The sequence below is a fragment of the Streptomyces sp. RerS4 genome (assembly GCF_023515955.1).
Lineage (GTDB): Bacteria > Actinomycetota > Actinomycetes > Streptomycetales > Streptomycetaceae > Streptomyces.
In genome coordinates this window covers 6,955,369-6,974,217 of the sequence record NZ_CP097322.1, presented here as the reverse complement: position 1 = coordinate 6,974,217, position 18,849 = coordinate 6,955,369, and the positions used below count along the sequence as shown (strand labels likewise).

Sequence of the window (18,849 nt, the reverse complement as noted above, 5' to 3'; positions counted from 1 at the left end):
GCGCCGCAGGGCTCTGCCTGTCGTTGCGTCAGAACGTGCGCTCGGTGAACCAGGTCGCCTGGCTGGACGGGTTCCTCAGGTCGACCGTGGTGCCGGAGAGCCGACGGTCCGGGCCGCGGACTCCGGTGTACCGGCCCACGGGGCCGTGTGACCAGTCGACGGTGAAGTAGATGTTCTCCCCGTCGACGGAGCCATCCCGGACGGTTCCCGAGGTGTTCCCGGACGACACGCTTCCGTAGAGGTGCCCGTTGCCGTCCTGCGTCAGGTTCACCCGCACGGTGGCGTTGGTCTGGAAGACGTACCAGATGCCGGCGGCGTTGAATCCGGGCGCCCGAACCTCCTGCACCGCACGCGGCGTGACCGGCGTGGCGGCGTTCGCGGGAGCGGTGACGCCGGCCCCGACCGCGGACAGGAGTAGGGCGGCGACTGACGTGGTCAGGAGCTTGCGGGTGCGAAATGAAACGAATGAAACGGACATGAGCCCTCCAGGGGCGGCCAAGACGTCGCTCCCCTTGCGTGGTGCGGGGAACCTGCGGCTGGACTACCCGTCCCGCACATGCCCGAGTCCTCAATTCACCCGAACGAGAAAGGCCCGAAGGGAGCGGGTCGGTCAGCAGGTCCACCTGGTGCTCGCGCCCGACCCGGCCATGATCCGCCGGACACCCCCTAGCACCGCTCCTGGTACGCGGTCTCGCACTCGGCGCCGTCGGCTCGGGCGGCCTCCGTGCACAGGGCGGCCTCGACCTTGCCGAGGAGGCGGGCCAGTTCGGTGCGTTCGGCCGTGTCCAGGCCGTCCAGGGTCCGGCGTTCCAGCTCACCCCACGCCGCGCAGACCTCGGCCAGGAGCCCCCGGCTGGCGGCCGTGGCCTCGACCAGCGAGGCCCGCCGGTCCGAGGGGTCGGGGAAGCGGCGGACGTGGCCGGACTGCTCCAGGCGCTGGAGCATCTTGGTCACCGTGGAGGGGTCGAGGCCCACCGCCTTGATCAGCTCCGACTGGCGCACGGCGCCGCTGTCCCAGAGGTGCATCATCAGGAACTCCTGCCCCGGGTGCAGCCCCAGGTCCCGCAGGAGCCGGCCCGCCGCTATGCGGTGGAGGCGGGCGACGCGGCTGATCGCATGACTCACCGGCCCGTCCAGGACGGCGCTGGGCGCTGCGGCGCACGCCGCGGTGGCGCGTGGCTCCTGCACGGGTTCCACGGTCATGGAAGCACTCCTCCTGGTCGGTCCGACGGCGCCGGGCCGGTGGTCTCGGTCCGGCGGTCCCGGTCCGGCGGCTGCGGTGGATTCTACCTCTCGCCCACATTTTAACTTGGCCGGCCAAGTAATGCGGTACGCTGCTCCTCGTCGGCAACCCTTGGCCGACCAACTATCTCTGTGAGGCAGCCATGACCACCGCTTTCGAGCCCGTCCACATCGCCGGCGCGACCCTCCCCAACCGCATCGCCCTGGCCCCGATGACCCGCAGCCGCGCAGCGGCGGGCGGCCTCGCGACCGGCCTCGTCGCCGAGTACTACACGCAGCGCGCGTCCGCCGGTCTGATCATCTCCGAGGGGATCCAGCCCTCCGTCGTCGGACAGGGCTACCCCTTCACCCCGGGCCTGCACAGCGCCGAGCAGGTCGCCGCCTGGCGCGAGGTCACCGACTCCGTGCACGCTGCCGGCGGCCGGATCTTCGCCCAGCTGATGCACTCCGGGCGCATCGGCCACCCGACGCTGCTGCCCGACGGCCTCCTTCCCGTGGCCCCCTCGGCGGTGGCCGCCCGGGGTCAGCTGTTCACCGCAGACGGCATGAAGGACTTCGTGACCCCCCACGAGCTGACCGGCCCCGAGGTGCGCCAGACCATCGCCGACTACGCCGAGGCCGCCCGCAACGCCGTGGAGGCCGGTTTCGACGGGGTGGAGCTGCACGGCGCCAACGGCTACCTGATCCACCAGTTCCTGGCGCCCGGGTCGAACCTGCGCACCGACGAGTGGGGCGGCCCGGTGGAGAACCGGATCCGCTTCGCGGTGGAGGCCGTCAAGGCGGTCGCCGCCGCGATCGGCGCTGAGCGCACGGCGCTGCGCGTCTCGCCCGGGAACGGGTACAACGACATCTCCGAGCCCGACCCGCGGCCGACGTACGAGGCCCTGGTCAAGGAGATCGACGGCCTCGGCCTCGCCTACCTCCACGTCCTGGAGCACGGGCCCGAGGCCCGGGACACCACCCTCGCCCTGCGCAAGCAGTTCTCCGGACCGCTCGTGCTGAACCCGGCGACGGAGGGCCCCACCGACCACCGGGCCCTCACGCTGATCGAGGACGGCGTCGCCGACGTCCTCGCCTTCGGCGCCCTCTTCCTCGCCAACCCCGACCTGCCGGAGCGCCTGCGCACCGAAGGCCCGTACAACACCCCGGACCCGTCCACCTTCTTCGGGGGCGACGCCCGCGGGTACACGGACTACCCGACGCTCTGAGCACGACCGCGTCAGTCGACGCCGGGGCTGACACAGCCGCTCGGGCAGTTCTGCGTACCACCGCACTCGTTGCACGCCGCGTGCTGCGGTTCGGCGACCCACCAGCTGCCCGAGCTCACCGGCGCCGGGCTCAGCGCTCCGGCCCCGCGCACCGCCACCCAGGCGCATCCGACGGCGAGCAGGGCGAACGGCGCCCACAGGAACATGAACATGGCTTTCCCCCATTCAGGCGGAGTCCCCTGGCCCCGCCCGGACGTAGGATTCCCGCCCGGCGCCCGCCCCAAGCGCCGGCGGGGGCGCGCGCCGGTCCCGGCCGGCGCTGCGCAACCCCGCGTCAGGGGCCTCGTAACCCCGCCGACCACGCCGACCTCGTCAGACGCGCCAGGAGCGGATCCGGTCCGCCGCGTCGTAGGCGTCCGAGCGGCCCGAGTCGATGTCGCGGGCCAGGTCGACCAGCGCCCCGTAGGGAGCGTCGATGCCCTCGCCGGCCGCGTGCATGTAGGCCACCACCAAGGCGGCCCCGAACAGGGCGTTGCGGGCGGGGAGGGGACGCAGGCGGATGACGGTGTGCATGAGGGCCGCGGCGCGCCAGGCGTTGTCGACGGTGACGCCGAGCTGCGGGGTGTTGACGCGATGGCGGCCCACGGCGGCGACCAGCACGGAGAAGTCGTGCACGGACGGCTGCTTGGGCAGGATCTCGGCCTGGCGCTCCAGGAGCCAGCGGATGTCGACGTACAGGTCCACGGGCTCAGGCGGCCCGGCCGGGCGCGTCGAGATGCGAGGGGGCGTCATCGGGGAAGGCCTTGTCGAACGCCTCCGCCTGATCGGCGAGGAAGGCCCGGAAGACCTCACCGGCCTCCTCCAGACGCGGGTCACGGACCGCGTCGTGCGCGGCCTGCGTGATCAGCGCGGTCACCGTGGTGCCCTCCGCCTCCGCGCGTTCCTTGAGCAGCGTGTGCAGCTGCTCATCGACCCGGATCGTCACCGTCTTCGACATACCGTCGACCGTACAGCAGCGCGTAAAGCACCGACAGCGGAACGGGGGGAAGTCGGGGTGCGCGGGCCCCCGCCGTGCCTTCGGCCGGGACCGCGTCGTTGACCACGAGTTGCGGCCATGTGCGAAGCGAGGTCTATCTACGTGAACACCCCCACCGGCCTTTCGGAAAGCGGTCTCGGCGCCCTCCACCGCCTGAAGGAGATGCGGGAGATCAACACCGTCATCTTCCGGTTCCCCTCCCCCTCGGGTGTCCTGGTCCTTGAGGTCGAGGCCAATCTGACCCATGACGAGCTGATCCAGGCCCTGCCCGCCGACGAGCCCCGGCTCGTCGTCCACGAACTGGCCTTCGCCAACCCGGATGGGGCCCGCCGCAACGAGCGGCTCCTGATCCTCTGGGTCCCGCCCGCCGCCGGCGATCAGGAAGAGACCTACACGGTCGGCTACACCATCCTGAAGGACTTCCTCACGGACGTGCGGGTCCACGTCACGGCCCGACGGGCGGACCACCTCGAATACCGACGGCTCGTGGCCCTCGCCGGCTGAGCGCCGGTCGGGTCAGCGGGTGGGTTCGATGCCCCAGGCCGCGGCTCGGGCGGCGGCGGCCGCGCGGTTGGGGAGGTCGAGCTTGGCGAGGATGTGCTCGATGTGGGTGCCCACGGTGCGCGGAGTGACGTACAGCCGCTGGGCGATCTCCTTGTTGGTGCGGCCGGTGGTCAGTTCGCCCAGTACCTGGAGCTCGCGTGGCGAGAGCCCGCCCGGCCGTCCGGCGCCCGGAGGACAGGCGCGGGGGGCGACGGGGGCGCGGGGGGCGACGGCCGCCGTGAGGGCCTCGGTGAGGAGGGTGACCACGGCGCGCGCCGGGTCGGGCGTGCGCCGTGGCCGGCGGGTGCTGACGTTCAGCATGCCGACGTAGCGGCCGTCGGTGTCGAACAGGCACTGTGCCACGCCGTCCTCGATGCCGAGGGGAGCCAGCACGTCCCGGAAGCCGGGGGATGCCGCCAGGAGTTGCCCGGGGACGTCCCTGAGCCACAGGCCGCCCCGGGCCGGGGTGTGGAGCACGGGGAACACCGGGTCGTGGTGCAGGCGCGTCTCGATGTAGGCCGTGGCCTCGTCCGGGTAGCTCCCGGCCAGGGTGATGTGGCACCGTCGCCGCGGATCCCACCGGGTCAGGGAGGCGTGGTCGTACTCCATCACCTCCGACAGCGCCGTCAGGACCGGCTCGACGCCGGTCTCGCCGTCGGTGGCGCTCCTGGCGGCCTCCCGGACGTGGAGGGCCGCGTCCAGGATGTCCGCCGTGCTGGGTTCCGCTGCCATCCCCCAAGGATGATCATGTGCCCGGAATACGTCAATTCCGTACGGTGTCGTGCACGACCTGCCCGTCCATGACGGTGAGGACGACCGGCATGTCCGGGATGTCGTGGGGGTCGGCGGTCAGCAGGTCTCCGTCCAGCACGCAGAGGTCGGCGACCTTGCCCGGTTCCAGGGAGCCCTTCCAGTCGTCGGCGAAGTCCTGCCAGGCCGCGTCGATCGTGTACGTACGGATCGCCTCGGCCAGCCCGATGCGCTGCTCGGGGCCGCTGACACGGCCGGCGGCCTTCGATTCGCGCAGCATCATGGTGGCGACGCCCTGACGCCAGTCCGGGTACGTGACGGGGGCGTCGGACCCGCTCGCGACGCGCACGCCGGCGTCGATGGCATCGCGGTAGGGCCAGGCGTACGCGGCGCGTCCGGCGCCGACGAACTCCTCTTCCATGTCGGCGACGGTCCACTTGATGGTGGGGTTCATGTTGACGCCGAAGTCGTGTGCGGCCAGCACCTTCATGCTGTGCGCGGTGAGGAAGTCGCCGTGGATGACGTAGTGGCGGGCGTCGGCCCGGGGGTGCTCGGCCACGGCCGCGGCGAAGGCGTCCGCGACGGTGTCGATGGCCCGGTCGCCGGTGACGTGGACGCCCAACTGGTGCCCGGCGGCGTGGGCGTGCCGGATCATGGCGTCGATCTCGGCGATCCGCGCGCTGTCCGTCTCACCTCCGACGCACAGCGAGCCACAGCCACCGCCGATGTACGGCTCGTGCATCCAGGCCGTCTTGTTGGGGACGACGCCGTCGGCGAATATCTTGACGCCGTGGATCGCGAGCCGGCGCGGATCGGCGGCGCGGGACGCGTCGGCGGCGTCCAGGTCGGTGAGGGCGCGGGCGAACTCCTCGGCGGTGCTCGCCATGCCGGTGGGCAGGAGCAGGACGCCCACGCGGGCGGTCAGTTCGCCGTCGGCCAGCAGCCGGTGGTAGACGTCGAGGGTCTCGCCGCCGAGCGCGCCCCGCATGATGCCGGCGCCGCCGGGGCCGAGGCCGGGCTCGGTGTAGCTGGTCACGCCGAGGCGGGCGAGCGTGGCGAGGGTCGCCTTGATCGCGTCGGTCCGCTCCTGCCGGCCGAGCGCCGGCAGCGCGTTCTGCACGAGGGCCTGGGCCCCCTCGTGGAGGAGCCCGGTCGGCTCGCCGGCTGCGTCCACGACGATGGCCCCGCCGGGCGGGGCGACGGTGCTCCGGTCGATCCCGATGAGCTCCAGTGCCTTGGAGTTGACCCAGGTGGCGTGCCCGGAGAAGGAGTACAGGACGACGGGGTGGTCGGGGCTCACGGCGTCGAGGTCGCGCCGCGAGGGCGAGCGCGACGGATCGGCCACGCACTCGTCGAGGAAGCCGGGGTCCCAGCCGTGTCCCGTGATCCACTGCCCGTCCGGAACCCGCCGGACGGCCTGCGCCACCGCCTCGGCCACGTCCGTCAGGGAGGACACGGTGGGGTGGCCGACGTCGAGGGAGAGCGGCGGCGTGGCCATGCCGAAGGCGCATCCGTGCAGGTGGGAGTCGTTGATACCGGGGAGCAGCGTCCGTCCCCGCAGGTCGACGACGCGGGTGGCGGGACCGATGAGCGGCTCGACGTCGTCCCGTCCGCCGACGGCGCTGATGGTCCCACCGGTCACCGCCAGGGCCGAGGCGACGGAGAAGTCGGCGTCGACCGTGACCACCTTCCCACCGAGGAATACCAGGTCCGCATACGTGTCCACAGAAGGGTCCTTTCGAAAACCGGGCGCGCGTCACGGCCGCCCGCGAACGATCTCCCGAGGACTATGGCCGGGCGCTCACCCCCGGCACATCGGTCATTCCACCGATCGCGGCAGTCATAGGCCGAAACGGACCGCCACGCCCGGCGAGTAGAGCACGCTCGCGGGCGGCCCGGCGGGGGCGGGCAGGCCGGCCGCGGCCACCAGGTCCTCCTCGCAGTGGAGGAGTTCGGCGCGGTGCAGGGGCCAGCGTGGGTGGGCGTTCGGGAGGTACAGCGGCCGGCCGAAGGGCTCGGTGTGCAGGCCCCAGCGGGCGGTCAGGAAGTGCTCCAGTTCGGTCGGTTCCACGATCCGCTCGCCGACCCGTACGGCGAACCGGCTGTGCGCGGGGCGCGGTCCGAAGAGGCGCCGGCTGCTCGCGTACGCGACCGTGTCGCCGTCCTGGCGGACCGACATCCGCGACCAGACGTACGGGAGGCGGAACGCGGCGCGGCCGAAGACCACGGGGATCAGCCGGGCGGCGTCCATCGAGAGGAAGGCCACGCCGCGGCGGCCGTCGGCGTCGACCGTGTAGAGGCGGACGTTGGTTTCCGGGAAAGCGCCCAGGTAGGGGATGCCGGGAAGGCGGAACCAGCCGACCTTGTGCATGCGGAAGGCCACCAGACCGATGTACGTGACCCCGTCCAGGGTGTCCGGCGCCGTATGGGCCGGCAGCAGCGGAGCGACGTCGGCGGGGTCGGCGGCCCAGTGCAGGAAGGCCACGTCGAGCCAGGACTGGGTGAGCAGGGGCCGGTCCGCCGTGAAGGGCGGGTCGAAGGATATCGGCTCGGGGCCGACGGCGGGCGGCATCTGGGGCATGGCGCCAGTATCGCGAAGAAGGGGTCGGCGAGGTCGCCGCTGCCCCCGCGCCATCCCGGGCGGCGGCGGCCGACGACTTGATAGGCAAGTCAGCGGTTGCCTATGCTGGGGTCATGGCCGACGACCTTTTCAAAGCCTTGGCCGACCCCACCCGCCGCACGATCCTCGACGAGCTCTCGGAGAAGTCCGGACAGACACTGTTCGAGATCTGCTCGCGCCTGAGCATGAGGCATCGGCTCGGCATCTCGCGCCAGGGCGTCTCCCAGCACCTCGCCGTGCTGGAGGCCGCCGGGCTCGTCGAGACCAGGCGGGAGGGCCGCTACAAGTTCCACGACCTGAACACGGCCCCGCTGCGACAGATCACCGAGCGATGGCCCGTGCCCGATCGGTCGCCCGACCCGTCGCCCGACCCATCCGGACCGGAGAAGAGCACCCCATGAAGATCCATCTGACCAGCGTCTTCGTCGACGACCAGGCCAAGGCCCTGCGCTTCTACACCGAGATCCTCGGGTTCGTGAAGAAGCACGACGTCCCGATCGGCGAGAAGGACCGCTGGCTGACCGTCACTTCACCCGACGAGCCCAACGGCACCGAACTCCTTCTGGAGCCGCTCGGCCACCCGGCCGCCAAGACCTACCGCGACGCGCTCGTCACGGACGGCATCCCGCTCGCCCAGTTCGCCGTCGAGGACGTGAACGCGGAGTACGAGCGCCTGCGCGGCCACGGCGTCCGCTTCACCCAGGAACCCCTGGACATGGGCACCGTCACCACTGCCGTCTTCGACGACACCTGTGGCAACCTGATCCAGATCGCGACGAAGCCGCAGTAGCCGGTCGGCCGCCCCCGGCACCTGGCCCCTGGTCCCTGGAAGCCTTGGGAGACACCGTGCCTCTCACCGAAGCCGAGCGTCAGTCCTTCCTCGCCGAACCCCATGTCGGAGCGCTCGCCGTCAGCCGACGCGAGCCCGCGCGGGGGCCGCTGGCCGTCCCCGTCTGGTACGCCTACGAAGCCGGCGGCGAGCTGTGGTTCACCACCGGGCTCGACTCCGCCAAGGCACGGGCCCTCGCCCGTGCGGGCCGCTTCTCCCTGCTCGTCGAGCGGGTGGAACCGACCGTGCGCTACGTCTCCGTCGAGGGCCCGGTGGTGTCGACCACACCCACCACCGACGGGGAGCGGGAATACATGGCCGCCCGCTACCTCCCGCCCGAGGCGGTGCGAGCCTTCCTGGACCTCGCCGCCCGCGAGCACGGGCCCCAGGTGACGATCCGGATGCGCCCCGAGCACTGGCTGTCGGCGGACCTCGGCGGCTTCTGAGACCGGGTCCGAGCCCCCGGCCCCTTGGACGTTCCGCCGAGGCGGTCCGGCGTCCCTGGTCGGGACAGCGCATTGTGTGCAGGGGAGTTGGCGGATTGGCTTGCACGACCCCGTACGCCGCCCGGTTCGAAGCCGGTACAGAAGAAAGCGAATGGCATCCATGCTCGACGGATGTACGCCCTGGCCCGAGGAGTTCGTCGACCGCTACTGGGCGGCCGGGCACTGGCGCGGCAATACGCTGGACAACCTGCTGCGCGGCTGGGCCCTGCAGTACGGACCGCGCACCGCGCTCGTGCACGGCGACACGCGCCTCACGTACGCGAACCTGAACCGGCGCGTGGACCGCGTGGCCGCCGGCTTCCGACTGCGCGGCCTGCGGCCCGGACAACGGGTCGTCGTCCAGCTCCCGAGCGTCCCCGAGTTCGTCGTCACCGCGTTCGCGCTGATGCGCGCCGGCGCGGTCCCCGTGTTCTGCCCGCTCTCCCTGCGCACGTCCGAGGTGGCCCCCCTCGTGCGGGTCACCCAGGCCGTCGGCTACGTCGGCCCCTCGACGTACCAGGGGTTCGACCACACGGCGATGGCGGCGGACATCGCGGCCCGATGGCCGTTCCTGCGGCGGGTGTTCACCCTGGAGGCGCCGGGCGCCGCATCCCCGTACGGCGGCCTGACGACCGATCCGTCGGGCTGTCAGTACTCCCCGCTGGGCTCGATCGACTCGCCGCCGGAGCCGGCGCTCGCGCAGAGCGCCGACCAGGTGGCGTTCTTCCTGCTCTCCGGCGAGGCGCTTCACCTCGTCCCGCGCACGCACAACGACTACGCCTACCAGGCGCGGGCCGCCGCCGAGTCGGTGGCGCTCACCGAGAACGACGTGTACCTGGCCGCGTTGCCCGCCGAGTCCCCCTTCGCCTTCGGCTGCCCCGGCATCGTCGGCACCCTCTCCGTCGGCGGCACCGTCGTCCTGCCCGAGAGCGCCGAACCCGACGCGTGCCTTCCGCTCATCGCGGGAGAAGGGGTCACCCTCACCTCGGTGACGCCCGCCGTCGCCCGGCGATGGCTCGACGCGTCTGCCGTGAGCCGGGCGGACGTGAGCAGTCTGCGCCTGGTGCAGATCTGCGACGCGGCACCCCATCCGCACGAGGCGACCGACGAACGGATACGCCTCGCATGGGGCTGCGAGCCGCAGCAGGTCCTCGGCACGGCCGAGGGACCGCTCACGTTCGCGGGCCGCCCGCTCTCCCCCGACGACGAGCTGCGCATCGTCGACGTCGACGGCGAGGACGTGGCGGGCGACGTGCCCGGCGAACTCCTCGCCCGCGGTCCGTACATCCCGCGGGGCTACTACCGGGCGCCCGACCACAACGCCCGGACCTTCACCCCCGACGGCTACTTCCGCACCGGCCACCTCGCGCGGCACACCCCGGACGGCGACCTGGTGGTGACCGGCCGCATCGAAGACGCCCGGTAGCGCTCGATCTCCAGCGCGAGGTCGCCGCGCTCACCGATGGGGCCCAACAGGCCCTGTCCGGCGGCCTCGTCAGCGTTCCGTAAGATCCACGCGGTCCGCGTGGCGGTCGCCGTAGCGGTCGGCCAGTGCGGCCACCGTTCGGCTGATGGCAACGCGTAGTTCGGGAGGGCCCTGACGTCGGTCCGCCAGCGTGGAGCAGGTCAACACCCACCCGTCGGCTCATCCTTCGGCTCGGCCCTCTCCGGCCATGAAGCGCCAGACCAGGGCGTGGCCCAGGATGATCAGGCCGATCAGCATCAGGGCTTCGGCCTGGATGGGGCGCAGGCCGATGTGCCCGGCGAGTTCGGGGAAGGCGCCGACGACGGCGATCAGGGCGTAGAGCAATGTGGCGCCGGCCTGCTGGAGGGTGACGAAGTGGTCGCCGCGGGCGCGGGCCAGCAGCCGTAGGGTGCACACGCAGCCGACCACGGCGAGGGCGATGAACGCCGCCCGCCAGATCTGGGGCTGCTCGGTGCCGCCGATCTGCGCGAAGAGGCCCATCAGGGCGGGCAGCAGGAACGACAGGTAGATCCCGCCGACGACGCGCCGCAGCGCGGGGTCGCGCATCCAGTCCGCGTGGCTCTGGACGACGTTCCACCACAGGCCGACGAGGGTGAAGCAGGTGGCGGAGAAGAGGGCGTAAAAGGCGCTGACATCCATGGACGACGAGCGTGGCAGCCGGCCGGAGCGCGGGGGGCGCTACACGCCCGGCGGCCGCACCGCCCCGCCGGGACGGCCTACGGGGGCGACCGACGGGTGGGGCCGCCGGCGCCGTACCCCCCGGCTTCGGCAACCCCCGGAGTACCGGCACGGTCTGGTGCCGCTGGGGGCGGGCGAGACGCAGGCGGGAGCGGACCGGTTCGCCTTGGGCGCGGGGCGGCACGGCACGTTCGGGGAGTGAGGGGCCGTACGGCAGGCCGTCCACGCCCTCCGGATCAGGCGTGGGGGCCGACGGTGACGGTGCCGACGGTGAGGGCCGCGGCCCCTTCCAGGATGGCCGCCGTACGCTCCGCCTCGTACTCCAGGGCCCGGCGGTGGGTGGCGCCCAGTGGGGCGAGCGGCTCCACCGTGATCGCGATGCGGCGGCCCGTACGGCGCTGGTGCCAGACGCCCGCGACCACTCCGTCGATCAGCAGGACGGGGTAGTTGCCCGCCTGGCCGCCGGCCAGGGCGCGGGTGGCGGCGGCGCCGGGGAAGAACAGCTCGCGGGGGCGGCAGGCGATCACGTAGGCGTCGAAGTACGGCAGCAGGCGCACGCCACGGGCCGGCTCGTCCGGGAAGGCGGTGTCGCCGGAGGCGACGTACGGGGGCCCGGACGGGCGCGCGGTGGCGACCGGGGCCACGGCGAAGGTCACCTCCTCGATCCGGCCCTGGGCCGCGAGCGAGGCGAACAGGTCCACCGCCCAGGCCTTGGGGGCGGCCGCCCAGAGCGCGAAGTCCGGGGCGCCGGCCGGACCGTAGGCGCGCAGGTAGCGGTCGACGAGCCGGGCGAGGGACGCGGTGGCGTCGGCCGGGACGCAGCCCGGGTTGGTGTAGGTCACCTTGCGGCCCCGGTCGGCGCCGAAGGCCAGTACGCCCCGGTGCGCGGCGGTGTGCGTGACCTGTCGCCAGCGCGGCCACAGGGTCTGGAAGGCGGGCATCACGGGGTCCGCGGCCCAGGGGCCGGTGCGCCGCACGATCGCCTCGGTCAGCTCGTCCACGGTGAGTTCCGCGCCGGTGAGCGCGTCGGCGAGGGCGGCGAGCACGTCGTCGGTCTGCGCGGGGGTCATCCGCACGTCGGGGGCGAATCCGCCGACGTCCTCGGGCAGGGCGGACAGGGCGCCGGTCCACCAGGGCAGGTCCGCGGAGGGCAGGAGGTGGACGGTGCCGCGCGGGCCGAAGGTCCGGACGAGCGTGTGGTCGCGGGTCACCGCGTGTCGGACGGTCGCGCGGGTCGCGCCGTGCGCCCTGAGCGCGAGGGACAGCTCGGCGGCCGAGGCGATCTGGGCGTGTGCGCCGAGCATGCGGGCCGCGATCTCGGCGGGATCGGTGCCCTCGGGCGCCGGGGCGGTGAGCCACTGCCGGGCCATGCGCCGGGCGTTGGCGGCGGCCCAGGACACGGTGGTCGGCTTCATGGGGTCACGGTAGGCGGGGTGGCGGCCGCGAGGCGGGCCGCCAGGCCGTCGAGGATCAACTCCAGGCCGTAGTCGAACTCGGCCCCGTACTCGTACCCGGGGCGCAGCACGTGCTGCTCGGCGAACGCGACGAGGTGGGGGTACTCCCCCGCCGGAAAGCCAGTCAGGAACTCCCCGACGGCCTCCTCCACGTCCTGCGGGGCGAAGGGCAGCGCCGCCTCCGTGAGGGCGAAGCCGTAGACGTAGCTGTCCAGCAGGGAGTAGGCGTGCGCCGCGAGGTCGTACGGGAAGCCTCCGCGCCGCAGCACGCCCAGGACCGCGTCGTGGTGGCGCAGGGTGGCCGGGCCGGGGTGCGCGCGCGAGTCCAGCACGGCGGTGGCCCAGGGGTGACGGGCCAGCACGGCACGGGCGCTGTGGGCGCGGTGGCGTAGGGCGGACCGCCAGTCGGCGTCGTCCGGGGGCAGGTCGATCTCGGCGAAGACGGCGTCCACGATGCCGTCGAGGATCGCTTCCTTGTGCGGGACGTGGTGGTACAGGGACATCGGCTTGACGCCGAGTCGCGCCGCCAAGGCCCTGATCGTCAGCGCGCCGACGCCGCCCTCGTCCGCGAGCGCGACCGCCGCCTCCAGGACCCGGGCGCGACTGAGGGGAACCTGCTGGGGCACTTCGTCTCCGTCCGGATGATCGGGAGGGGTTGACTGCGAGGTCCATCCTACCGTACTAAGTAAGTCGTACTTAGTACGGCCAGGGCGGGCGACGGGACGAGGTGGCTGCGGTGAGCAGTGTGACGATGGGTGACGTGACCATGAGAGCGATCACCCAAGTGGGTTACGGGGGCCCGGACGTGCTCCGCCTCGCGGAGGTGCCCCGGCCCACGCCGGGGCCCGGACGGGTGCTGGTGCGGGTGCGGGCCGCCGGCGTCGACCGGGGGACGTGGCACCTGATGGCCGGCCGGCCCTACGCGGTGCGGGCGGTCCTGGGTCTGCGCCGCCCGCGCAACACGGCCACCGGGTTGGACGTGGCGGGCACGGTGGCCGCGTTGGGGCCTGGGGTGTCCGGCTTCGCCGTCGGTGACGCGGTGTTCGGCACGGCGCACGGCTCGTTCGCCGAGTACGTGGTGGCCCGCGCCGACCGGATCGCGCCCAAGCCGGACCGGCTGGGCTTCGAGGAGGCGGCCGTGGTGGCGGTGTCCGGGCTCACCGCGCTCCAGGGACTGCGCGAGGCGGGACGGGTGCGGGCCGGGCAGCGGGTCCTGGTGACGGGAGCCTCGGGCGGGGTGGGGACGTACGCCGTACAACTGGCCAAGGCCTTCGGGGCGGAGGTCACCGGGTTGTGCGGCCCGGCCAAGGCGGACCTGGTGCGCTCGCTCGGCGCGGACCACGTGGTCGACTACACCTGCGAGGACGTCACCGCCGGCGGGCGGCGCTTCGACCTGGTGCTGGACCTCGCGGGGAGCACCCCGGTCGCGCGGCTGCGCCGGGTGCTGGAGCCGCGCGGCACGCTGGTCGTCGCGGGCGGCGAGGACGACGGTGACTGGCTGGGGCTCGGCCGCCAGTTCCGGGCGCTGGTCCGGTCCCCGTTCACCCGGCAGCGGCTCACCATGCTCCTGAGCCGCCAGGGGCGGGCCGGCCTGGACGATCTGGCCGGGCTGATCGAGGCGGGCTCGGTCACCCCGGTCGTGGGGTCGGTGTTCCCGCTGGAACGGGTCCCGGAGGCGCTGACCCTGCTGACGGACGGCGGGGCGCGCGGCAAGATCGCGATCACCGTGTGAGAGGACCTGGCGGCACCCGCCCGTGTCGCCCTCGCGTACGCGGTCGGGCCTTCGTGGTGCATGATCATGCACGAGCCCGTGCGCGTATTACGTTCTTCCGTAGTCGAACCGGCCCGCGCACCCTGCGGGCGCCCTACCCGGAAAGTATGCTCAAGCAATGTCTGACACGACCGAGACCTCGCCCGGCTGGCTGACCGACGACGAGCTGGAGACGGCCCGCGCCCAGATGCCGATCCTGTACGTGGAGGCCGTGCCCGTACGCGTGGACGACAGCGGCGAAGTCACCAGCATCGGCCTGCTGCTGCGCATCGGTCCGGACGGAACGGTCAGCCGGACCCTGGTGTCCGGCCGCGTCCTGTACCACGAGCGGGTGCGCGACGCGCTGCTGCGGCACCTGGAGAAGGACCTCGGCCCGGTCGCCCTGCCGCGCGTCCCCGCCTCCCTCCAGCCGTTCACCGTCGCCGAGTACTTCCCCACGGCGGGCATCACCTCGTACCACGACCCGCGCCAGCACGCCGTGTCCCTCGCCTACGTCGTCCCGGTGAGCGGCGACTGCCGTCCCCGCCAGGACGCGCTGGACCTGGTGTGGTTCAGTCCCGACGAGGCGGCCTCCCTGGCGGTGCAGGGCGAAATGCCGGGCGGGCACGGGGTGTTGCTGAAGCAGGCACTGGCGCACGTGGGCCGGACCTACTGAAGAAACGACCATTCGGGGCGGCGGCTTCCTACGCCTTCCTCAGGTGGCGCAGGGCCGGGATCAGGGCCAGGAGAAGGCCGCCGGCGGCGGTCCAGAGGGCCGGTTCGGGGCCCCACAGGGTCCAGACGGCTCCGAAGAGGAGGGAGCCCGCGAGGCGGGCGAGGGCCTGGGCGGTCTGGAGGACGGCGAGGCCGGTGGTGCGCAGTTCCCGTGGCAGCATCGGGCCGGCGGCGGCCATCAACACCCCGTCGGTGGCCGCGTAGAACAGGCCGTGGAGCAGCAGGACGCCGGCCACCAACGGTGCGGCCGGGAGGGGCGTCAGGAGGAGCAGGCAGGCGCCGCACAGCAGGACGTGCCCGCCGAGGAAGACCCGTACGCGCCCCAGCCGGTCCGCGAGTCGCCCCACCGGCAGGGCGCCCAGCAGGAACACGGCCGCGGTGCCCACCGGCAGCAGCGGGAAGTACGCGGCGCGCAGGGCCAGCCGGTCCTGGAGCAGCAGGTAGAGGAAGGCGTCGCCCACGGTGAACAGGCCGAGCGTGCAGGCGATCAGGCACAGCCTCCGCAGGCCGGGTATGCGCACCAGGGTCCGTACGGGGGGCAGCGGCGGCCGGGCGACGGCGGGCGCGGGGCTCTCGCGGACGAACAGCGCGAGCAGCAGCACCCCCAGCAGGGCGATGCCGCAGCTCACGGTGAACACGGCGTCGTAGCCGTCGACCACCACCCACAGGAGCGCGAAGGCGGCCAGCGGGCCCAGCAGCGCGCCCGCCGTGTCGAGGGCGCGGTGGACGCCGAAGGCCCGACCCTGGTCCTCGGGCGGGCAGGACAGGGAGATCAGCGCGTCGCGCGGCGCGGTGCGCAGCCCCTTTCCGGTCCGGTCGGCGGCCAGGACGGCGGCCACGGACCAGGGGGTGGTGACGAAGAGCAGCGCGCCCTTGCACACGGCCGAGATCGCGTAGCCGGCGCCGGCGACGAGCTTGCGCCGGTGGGTGCGGTCCGCGATCCGGCCGCCGGCGAGGCGCAACAGGGCGGTGGCGCCGTGGTGGAGCCCGTCGAGGGCGCCGAACGCCAGCGGGGACATGCCGAGTCCGGCCACCAGGTAGAGGGGCAGGACGGCGGTGACCATCTCGGCGGAGATGTCCGTGACCATGCTGACCAGGCCGAGCGCGAGGACGGTGCCGGGGACGGTGCCGGGGACCGCCTTGCGGCGACCGGGCGCGGGGAGGCCCTGGGCGGCGTCCGCCGCCCGGCCGGCCGACAGGTACACGGGAGTCTCCTCGGTTCAGAACCAGTTGATGGTGAGGGGGAAGGTGGTGGTGGCGGTGGTGCCGGTGGAGTCGGTGGTGGTGGCGGTGATGTGGAGGGTGCCGCCGGCCCAGGGTTTGCCGGTGATGCGGCCGGTGGCGGGGTCGGTGGTGAGGCCCCAGGGGAGGCCGGTGGCGGTGTAGCGGTAGGCGGGTTTGCCGCCGGTGGCGGTGAGTTGGATGGTGCAGGTCTGGTTGAACTTGCAGGTCTGGGGGCCGGGGTTGGCCAGCTTCAGGTCACCGGGAGCGGGGGTGGGAGTCGGGGTCGGGGTGGGCGTCGGCGTGGGGGTCGGCGTCGGGGTCGGGGTGGCGGCGCAGCCCGGGGTCGCCTCCGGGGGGAGCGGGACCCGCCAGATCTGGGTGTCGTTCTCCGAACCGACGAGCAGGCTCGCGCAGTCGAAGTACGTCACCGTCTCGCCCTGCGACTGCGCCGGCAGGGCGACGTCCGCGAGCTTGGTCCCCGCTGTGTCGTACACGGAGGCGGTGTTCGCGCCCAGCGGCCCGCCGCTGCGCAGGGTGTACGAGGCACCCGATGGCGAGAAGGCGCCGTCGGTGGCGAAGACGGGGCCGGGGCGGACCGCCGTCAGGGTGTTGACCTGTCCGGTCTGCGGGGGAAGCGGGGCCTGGTACAACTGCCCTGTCGCACCGATCAGTTTGCTCGCGATGTACAGCCGTCCGGTGGTCGGGTCGGCGAGCAGGGATTCGGCGTCGTGTCGGCCGTCCGCGTAGGCGAACCTGTACGTCACCGGACTCACCGTGGCGTTGGCGAGCCGATCGGGCTCGGGGAAGGCGTGTACGGAGATCTCTGCGCGGCCGCTGAAGTTGTCGCCGATGTCGCCCACGAGGATCACGGGGAGGCCGGCCGCGTCCTTGCCGATCGCGAGCCCCTCCCAGTCGGTGTTGCCGATGCCGGAAACGGTGTAGGTGGCTTTGAGTTGTCCGGTGGCGCCCGTGCAGTCGACGGCGAAGACCTGGTTGGTGTTGCCACTGTCGTTGACGGCGTAGAAGACACCCGGGTGCTTGCGGCTCATGGCGAGTCCGCTGATCTCGGCCATGCCGCCGGGCAGGGTGCACTGCCTCTCCGGGGCCGGCGCGGCGGCCGCTGCCGGCACGGCCCGGCCGGTGGCGGCGTCGGCGGTGCCGGCCATCCATGCGGTGGCCGGCAGCAGGGTGGCGAGGGCCGCGGTCGCGAGGGCCGCGACCCATGGGGGTGTGAGGAGTCGGGACATGCGCACCATGTGATGGCACATCAGATGATGCCGCCAGAGTCAATCACGCTCCGTTCGAGCACCATTCAATGCCGGGCCGGCATGCCTGGCCGAATTCCCTCGGGCTTCCGGTGAGCGGGGCCGACTTCCGGTCACCGCGCCGGTTCCCGCACGGGGCCGTTGTGGCGGGCGTGCGCGATGAACGCGCGGGCGGCGCGGCTCAGCGGCCTGCGCGCGTGCGCGATGCCCACGGGACGCAGCAGGGGCGGGGTGAAGGAGCGGATCTCGGCGCGCGTGCCGAAGGCTCTGAGCACCACGTCGCGGTACCAGATGAGGGAGCCGCGGCCATCGGTCACGCCGGTCACCCAGGCGAGCCGCTCGTCGACCTCGAACGCGGGCACGGGCCGGACCCCGAGGCAGCTGAACATGGCCTCCATCTCGGTACGCCGCCCCGTGCCCGGGGTCGGCAGCACCATCGGCAGACCGTCGAGCGTGCGGAACGGCACGGGGTCGGGCAGTCGGGCGCCGACGGGCGAGACGAGCACCACCTCACGCTCCTGGATGTGATGCGTGGTCAGCTCCTTGTCCACCGGCAGGTCGACCAATCCCAACTCGGCCGTGCCGTCCAGGAGTCCCTGTACCAGGGCCTCGCGGCCGTCGTACTGGTGGAGCCGTACGTCCACTCCGGGATGTCGACCGGTGAAGGCCGGGATCAGTTCGGAGGCCAGGTCGAGGGCCAGGGTGGGGGTGGTGACGAGGGTGAGGGTGACCCGCCCGCCCTTGCCGTGCGGGACCCCGATGTCGTCGATGGCCTCCACCGCGTCGAGCACGGTTCGGGCCAGCCGGACCACCCGGGCGCCTTCCGGCGTGAGGTCCACACCCCTGCCGCGGCGGGCGATGAGCTCGACGCCGAGGTCGCGCTCCATGGCCTGGACGGCTCGCGACAAGGCGGACTGGGCGACGAAGACCGAGGCGGCCGCGCCGGTGATGGAACGGCAGTCCGCGACGGCGACGAGATAACGAAGCTGCGCGAGTGTGGGGGTCATGACCGGACGGTAACCGCGCGAGGTTGTACCTGTAAGGGGCGGCATCATGAACAACTGCCCGATTGTGGTGGACCGTTCATGCCCGCCGGGCGAGAAGGCATGCAGGCCGGGCATGAGCCTCACTCCCGCCGTACGCCGGTCCGTGCTCCGGCGGCGCCCGGCCGGGCGGGAAATCACCGCAGGTCAGCGGCGCGTGGGCAGCCGGTGGAGGTGGTCGTCGGGGCGCGCGCGGAACGTGCCGGGGGCGTTCGGTAGGTGAAAGACCTTACTCCGCATGGCCGTTGACAGTGCACGGCCGCCACCGCACGATGCATCCCGGCGTCAGGGAAGTTGACCAACGTTCAAGCCCGCCCCACCCAGGCGGGTCGCCCGGCCACCTGTACCGGCGGGGGGGGGAGCTGCCCGCTCAGTCCTCCGCTCCCCCGCTCGACCCCGCGCCCCGGCCTGCCCGCCGGGTGCCCGAGGGGTGCACACCGCCACGCCTTGCCCCGTTCCTGTGCAGACCGGCGACATGTGACACAGCACTCGATGAGGAGC

The 18,849-nt window shown here is 72.9% G+C and carries 23 protein-coding genes; 9 read left to right on the top strand and 14 right to left on the bottom strand.

All coding sequences use genetic code 11. The features are described from left to right. Window positions 1-28 precede the first annotated feature (28 nt). Together M4D82_RS31265 and M4D82_RS31260 are read right to left on the bottom strand one after the other, a co-directional pair. On the bottom strand, window positions 29-478 hold the full coding sequence (locus tag M4D82_RS31265) for a hypothetical protein (RefSeq protein ID WP_249770752.1): 450 nt from the start codon (window positions 476-478) through the stop codon (window positions 29-31). Between the two features lie 188 nt (window positions 479-666). Further along, on the bottom strand, window positions 667-1,203 hold the full coding sequence (locus M4D82_RS31260; protein WP_249770750.1) for a MarR family winged helix-turn-helix transcriptional regulator: 537 nt from the start codon (window positions 1,201-1,203) through the stop codon (window positions 667-669). Window positions 1,204-1,385: 182 nt separating this feature from the next. Between M4D82_RS31260 and M4D82_RS31255 the strand changes: the two genes are divergently transcribed. After that, window positions 1,386-2,450, top strand: coding sequence for an alkene reductase (locus M4D82_RS31255; protein ID WP_249770748.1), 1,065 nt, complete (start codon window positions 1,386-1,388; stop codon window positions 2,448-2,450). 11 nt (window positions 2,451-2,461) lie between these two features. Here the strand turns inward: M4D82_RS31255 and M4D82_RS31250 are convergent, their stop codons facing one another. From M4D82_RS31250 to M4D82_RS31240, 3 genes are all read right to left on the bottom strand, one after another. After that, on the bottom strand, window positions 2,462-2,662 hold the full coding sequence (locus M4D82_RS31250) for a hypothetical protein (protein WP_249770746.1): 201 nt from the start codon (window positions 2,660-2,662) through the stop codon (window positions 2,462-2,464). A 160-nt stretch (window positions 2,663-2,822) separates the two neighbouring features. Next, on the bottom strand, window positions 2,823-3,242 hold the full coding sequence (locus M4D82_RS31245) for a toxin Doc (RefSeq protein WP_249770744.1): 420 nt from the start codon (window positions 3,240-3,242) through the stop codon (window positions 2,823-2,825). Further along, window positions 3,199-3,447 (bottom strand): hypothetical protein, encoded by a 249-nt coding sequence (locus M4D82_RS31240; RefSeq protein WP_249770742.1) that lies wholly within the window; start codon window positions 3,445-3,447, stop codon window positions 3,199-3,201. The genes M4D82_RS31245 and M4D82_RS31240 overlap by 44 nt, the downstream gene beginning before the upstream one ends. 141 nt (window positions 3,448-3,588) lie before the next feature. Between M4D82_RS31240 and M4D82_RS31235 the strand changes: the two genes are divergently transcribed. After that, window positions 3,589-3,990 carry a cofilin family protein gene (locus tag M4D82_RS31235; protein WP_249770740.1) on the top strand — a complete coding sequence of 134 codons (402 nt, stop codon included), beginning with the start codon at window positions 3,589-3,591 and terminating at the stop codon, window positions 3,988-3,990. A gap of 12 nt (window positions 3,991-4,002) precedes the next feature. On the opposite strand, the gene M4D82_RS31230 is transcribed toward M4D82_RS31235, so the two are convergent. The 3 genes from M4D82_RS31230 to M4D82_RS31220 form a co-directional block, all read right to left on the bottom strand. Continuing rightward, the gene (locus M4D82_RS31230) at window positions 4,003-4,761 is read right to left on the bottom strand and encodes a helix-turn-helix transcriptional regulator (RefSeq protein WP_249770738.1); all 759 of its coding nucleotides are present in this window, start codon (window positions 4,759-4,761) and stop codon (window positions 4,003-4,005) included. 31 nt (window positions 4,762-4,792) lie between these two features. Beyond that, window positions 4,793-6,505, bottom strand: coding sequence for an amidohydrolase (locus M4D82_RS31225; RefSeq protein ID WP_249770736.1), 1,713 nt, complete (start codon window positions 6,503-6,505; stop codon window positions 4,793-4,795). A gap of 114 nt (window positions 6,506-6,619) precedes the next feature. Beyond that, a complete protein-coding gene (locus M4D82_RS31220; protein WP_249770734.1) occupies window positions 6,620-7,360 on the bottom strand; it encodes a YqjF family protein in 741 nt (246 codons plus the stop codon). A 113-nt stretch (window positions 7,361-7,473) separates the two neighbouring features. Here M4D82_RS31220 and M4D82_RS31215 point away from each other — a divergent pair, with 113 nt between their 5' ends. From M4D82_RS31215 to M4D82_RS31200, 4 genes are all read left to right on the top strand, one after another. Next, on the top strand, window positions 7,474-7,800 hold the full coding sequence (locus M4D82_RS31215; protein WP_249770732.1) for an ArsR/SmtB family transcription factor: 327 nt from the start codon (window positions 7,474-7,476) through the stop codon (window positions 7,798-7,800). Then, window positions 7,797-8,189 (top strand): VOC family protein, encoded by a 393-nt coding sequence (locus M4D82_RS31210; protein WP_249770730.1) that lies wholly within the window; start codon window positions 7,797-7,799, stop codon window positions 8,187-8,189. The genes M4D82_RS31215 and M4D82_RS31210 overlap by 4 nt, the downstream gene beginning before the upstream one ends. A gap of 56 nt (window positions 8,190-8,245) precedes the next feature. Then, complete coding sequence (locus M4D82_RS31205) at window positions 8,246-8,674, top strand: pyridoxamine 5'-phosphate oxidase family protein (protein WP_249770728.1); 429 nt, start codon at window positions 8,246-8,248, stop codon at window positions 8,672-8,674. A gap of 151 nt (window positions 8,675-8,825) precedes the next feature. After that, complete coding sequence (locus M4D82_RS31200; RefSeq protein WP_249770726.1) at window positions 8,826-10,139, top strand: AMP-binding protein; 1,314 nt, start codon at window positions 8,826-8,828, stop codon at window positions 10,137-10,139. A gap of 219 nt (window positions 10,140-10,358) precedes the next feature. Here the strand turns inward: M4D82_RS31200 and M4D82_RS31195 are convergent, their stop codons facing one another. Beyond that, a complete protein-coding gene (locus M4D82_RS31195) occupies window positions 10,359-10,838 on the bottom strand; it encodes a hypothetical protein (RefSeq protein ID WP_249770724.1) in 480 nt (159 codons plus the stop codon). Here M4D82_RS31195 and M4D82_RS31190 point away from each other — a divergent pair. Further along, window positions 10,837-11,079 (top strand): hypothetical protein, encoded by a 243-nt coding sequence (locus M4D82_RS31190; protein ID WP_249770722.1) that lies wholly within the window; start codon window positions 10,837-10,839, stop codon window positions 11,077-11,079. The genes M4D82_RS31195 and M4D82_RS31190 overlap by 2 nt on opposite strands. Before the next feature lie 34 nt (window positions 11,080-11,113). Here the strand turns inward: M4D82_RS31190 and M4D82_RS31185 are convergent, their stop codons facing one another. Together M4D82_RS31185 and M4D82_RS31180 are read right to left on the bottom strand one after the other, a co-directional pair. Then, entirely contained in the window at window positions 11,114-12,292 is a 1,179-nt protein-coding gene (locus tag M4D82_RS31185) for a winged helix DNA-binding domain-containing protein (protein WP_249770720.1), read from the bottom strand. Further along, window positions 12,289-12,957 (bottom strand): TetR/AcrR family transcriptional regulator, encoded by a 669-nt coding sequence (locus M4D82_RS31180; protein WP_249770718.1) that lies wholly within the window; start codon window positions 12,955-12,957, stop codon window positions 12,289-12,291. The genes M4D82_RS31185 and M4D82_RS31180 overlap by 4 nt, the downstream gene beginning before the upstream one ends. A 110-nt stretch (window positions 12,958-13,067) precedes the next feature. On the opposite strand from M4D82_RS31180, the gene M4D82_RS31175 reads away from it, so the two are divergent. Together M4D82_RS31175 and M4D82_RS31170 are read left to right on the top strand one after the other, a co-directional pair. Then, the gene (locus M4D82_RS31175) at window positions 13,068-14,063 is read left to right on the top strand and encodes an NAD(P)-dependent alcohol dehydrogenase (RefSeq protein ID WP_249770716.1); all 996 of its coding nucleotides are present in this window, start codon (window positions 13,068-13,070) and stop codon (window positions 14,061-14,063) included. Between the two features lie 157 nt (window positions 14,064-14,220). Further along, the gene (locus M4D82_RS31170) at window positions 14,221-14,757 is read left to right on the top strand and encodes an NUDIX hydrolase family protein (RefSeq protein WP_249770714.1); all 537 of its coding nucleotides are present in this window, start codon (window positions 14,221-14,223) and stop codon (window positions 14,755-14,757) included. A 28-nt stretch (window positions 14,758-14,785) separates the two neighbouring features. On the opposite strand, the gene M4D82_RS31165 is transcribed toward M4D82_RS31170, so the two are convergent. From M4D82_RS31165 to M4D82_RS31155, 3 genes are all read right to left on the bottom strand, one after another. Beyond that, a complete protein-coding gene (locus M4D82_RS31165; protein WP_249770712.1) occupies window positions 14,786-16,021 on the bottom strand; it encodes an MFS transporter in 1,236 nt (411 codons plus the stop codon). A gap of 15 nt (window positions 16,022-16,036) precedes the next feature. Next, window positions 16,037-17,287 carry a putative Ig domain-containing protein gene (locus tag M4D82_RS31160; RefSeq protein ID WP_249770710.1) on the bottom strand — a complete coding sequence of 417 codons (1,251 nt, stop codon included), beginning with the start codon at window positions 17,285-17,287 and terminating at the stop codon, window positions 16,037-16,039. A 131-nt stretch (window positions 17,288-17,418) separates the two neighbouring features. Continuing rightward, window positions 17,419-18,312, bottom strand: coding sequence for a LysR family transcriptional regulator (locus M4D82_RS31155; protein ID WP_249770708.1), 894 nt, complete (start codon window positions 18,310-18,312; stop codon window positions 17,419-17,421). Window positions 18,313-18,849: the final 537 nt, after the last annotated feature.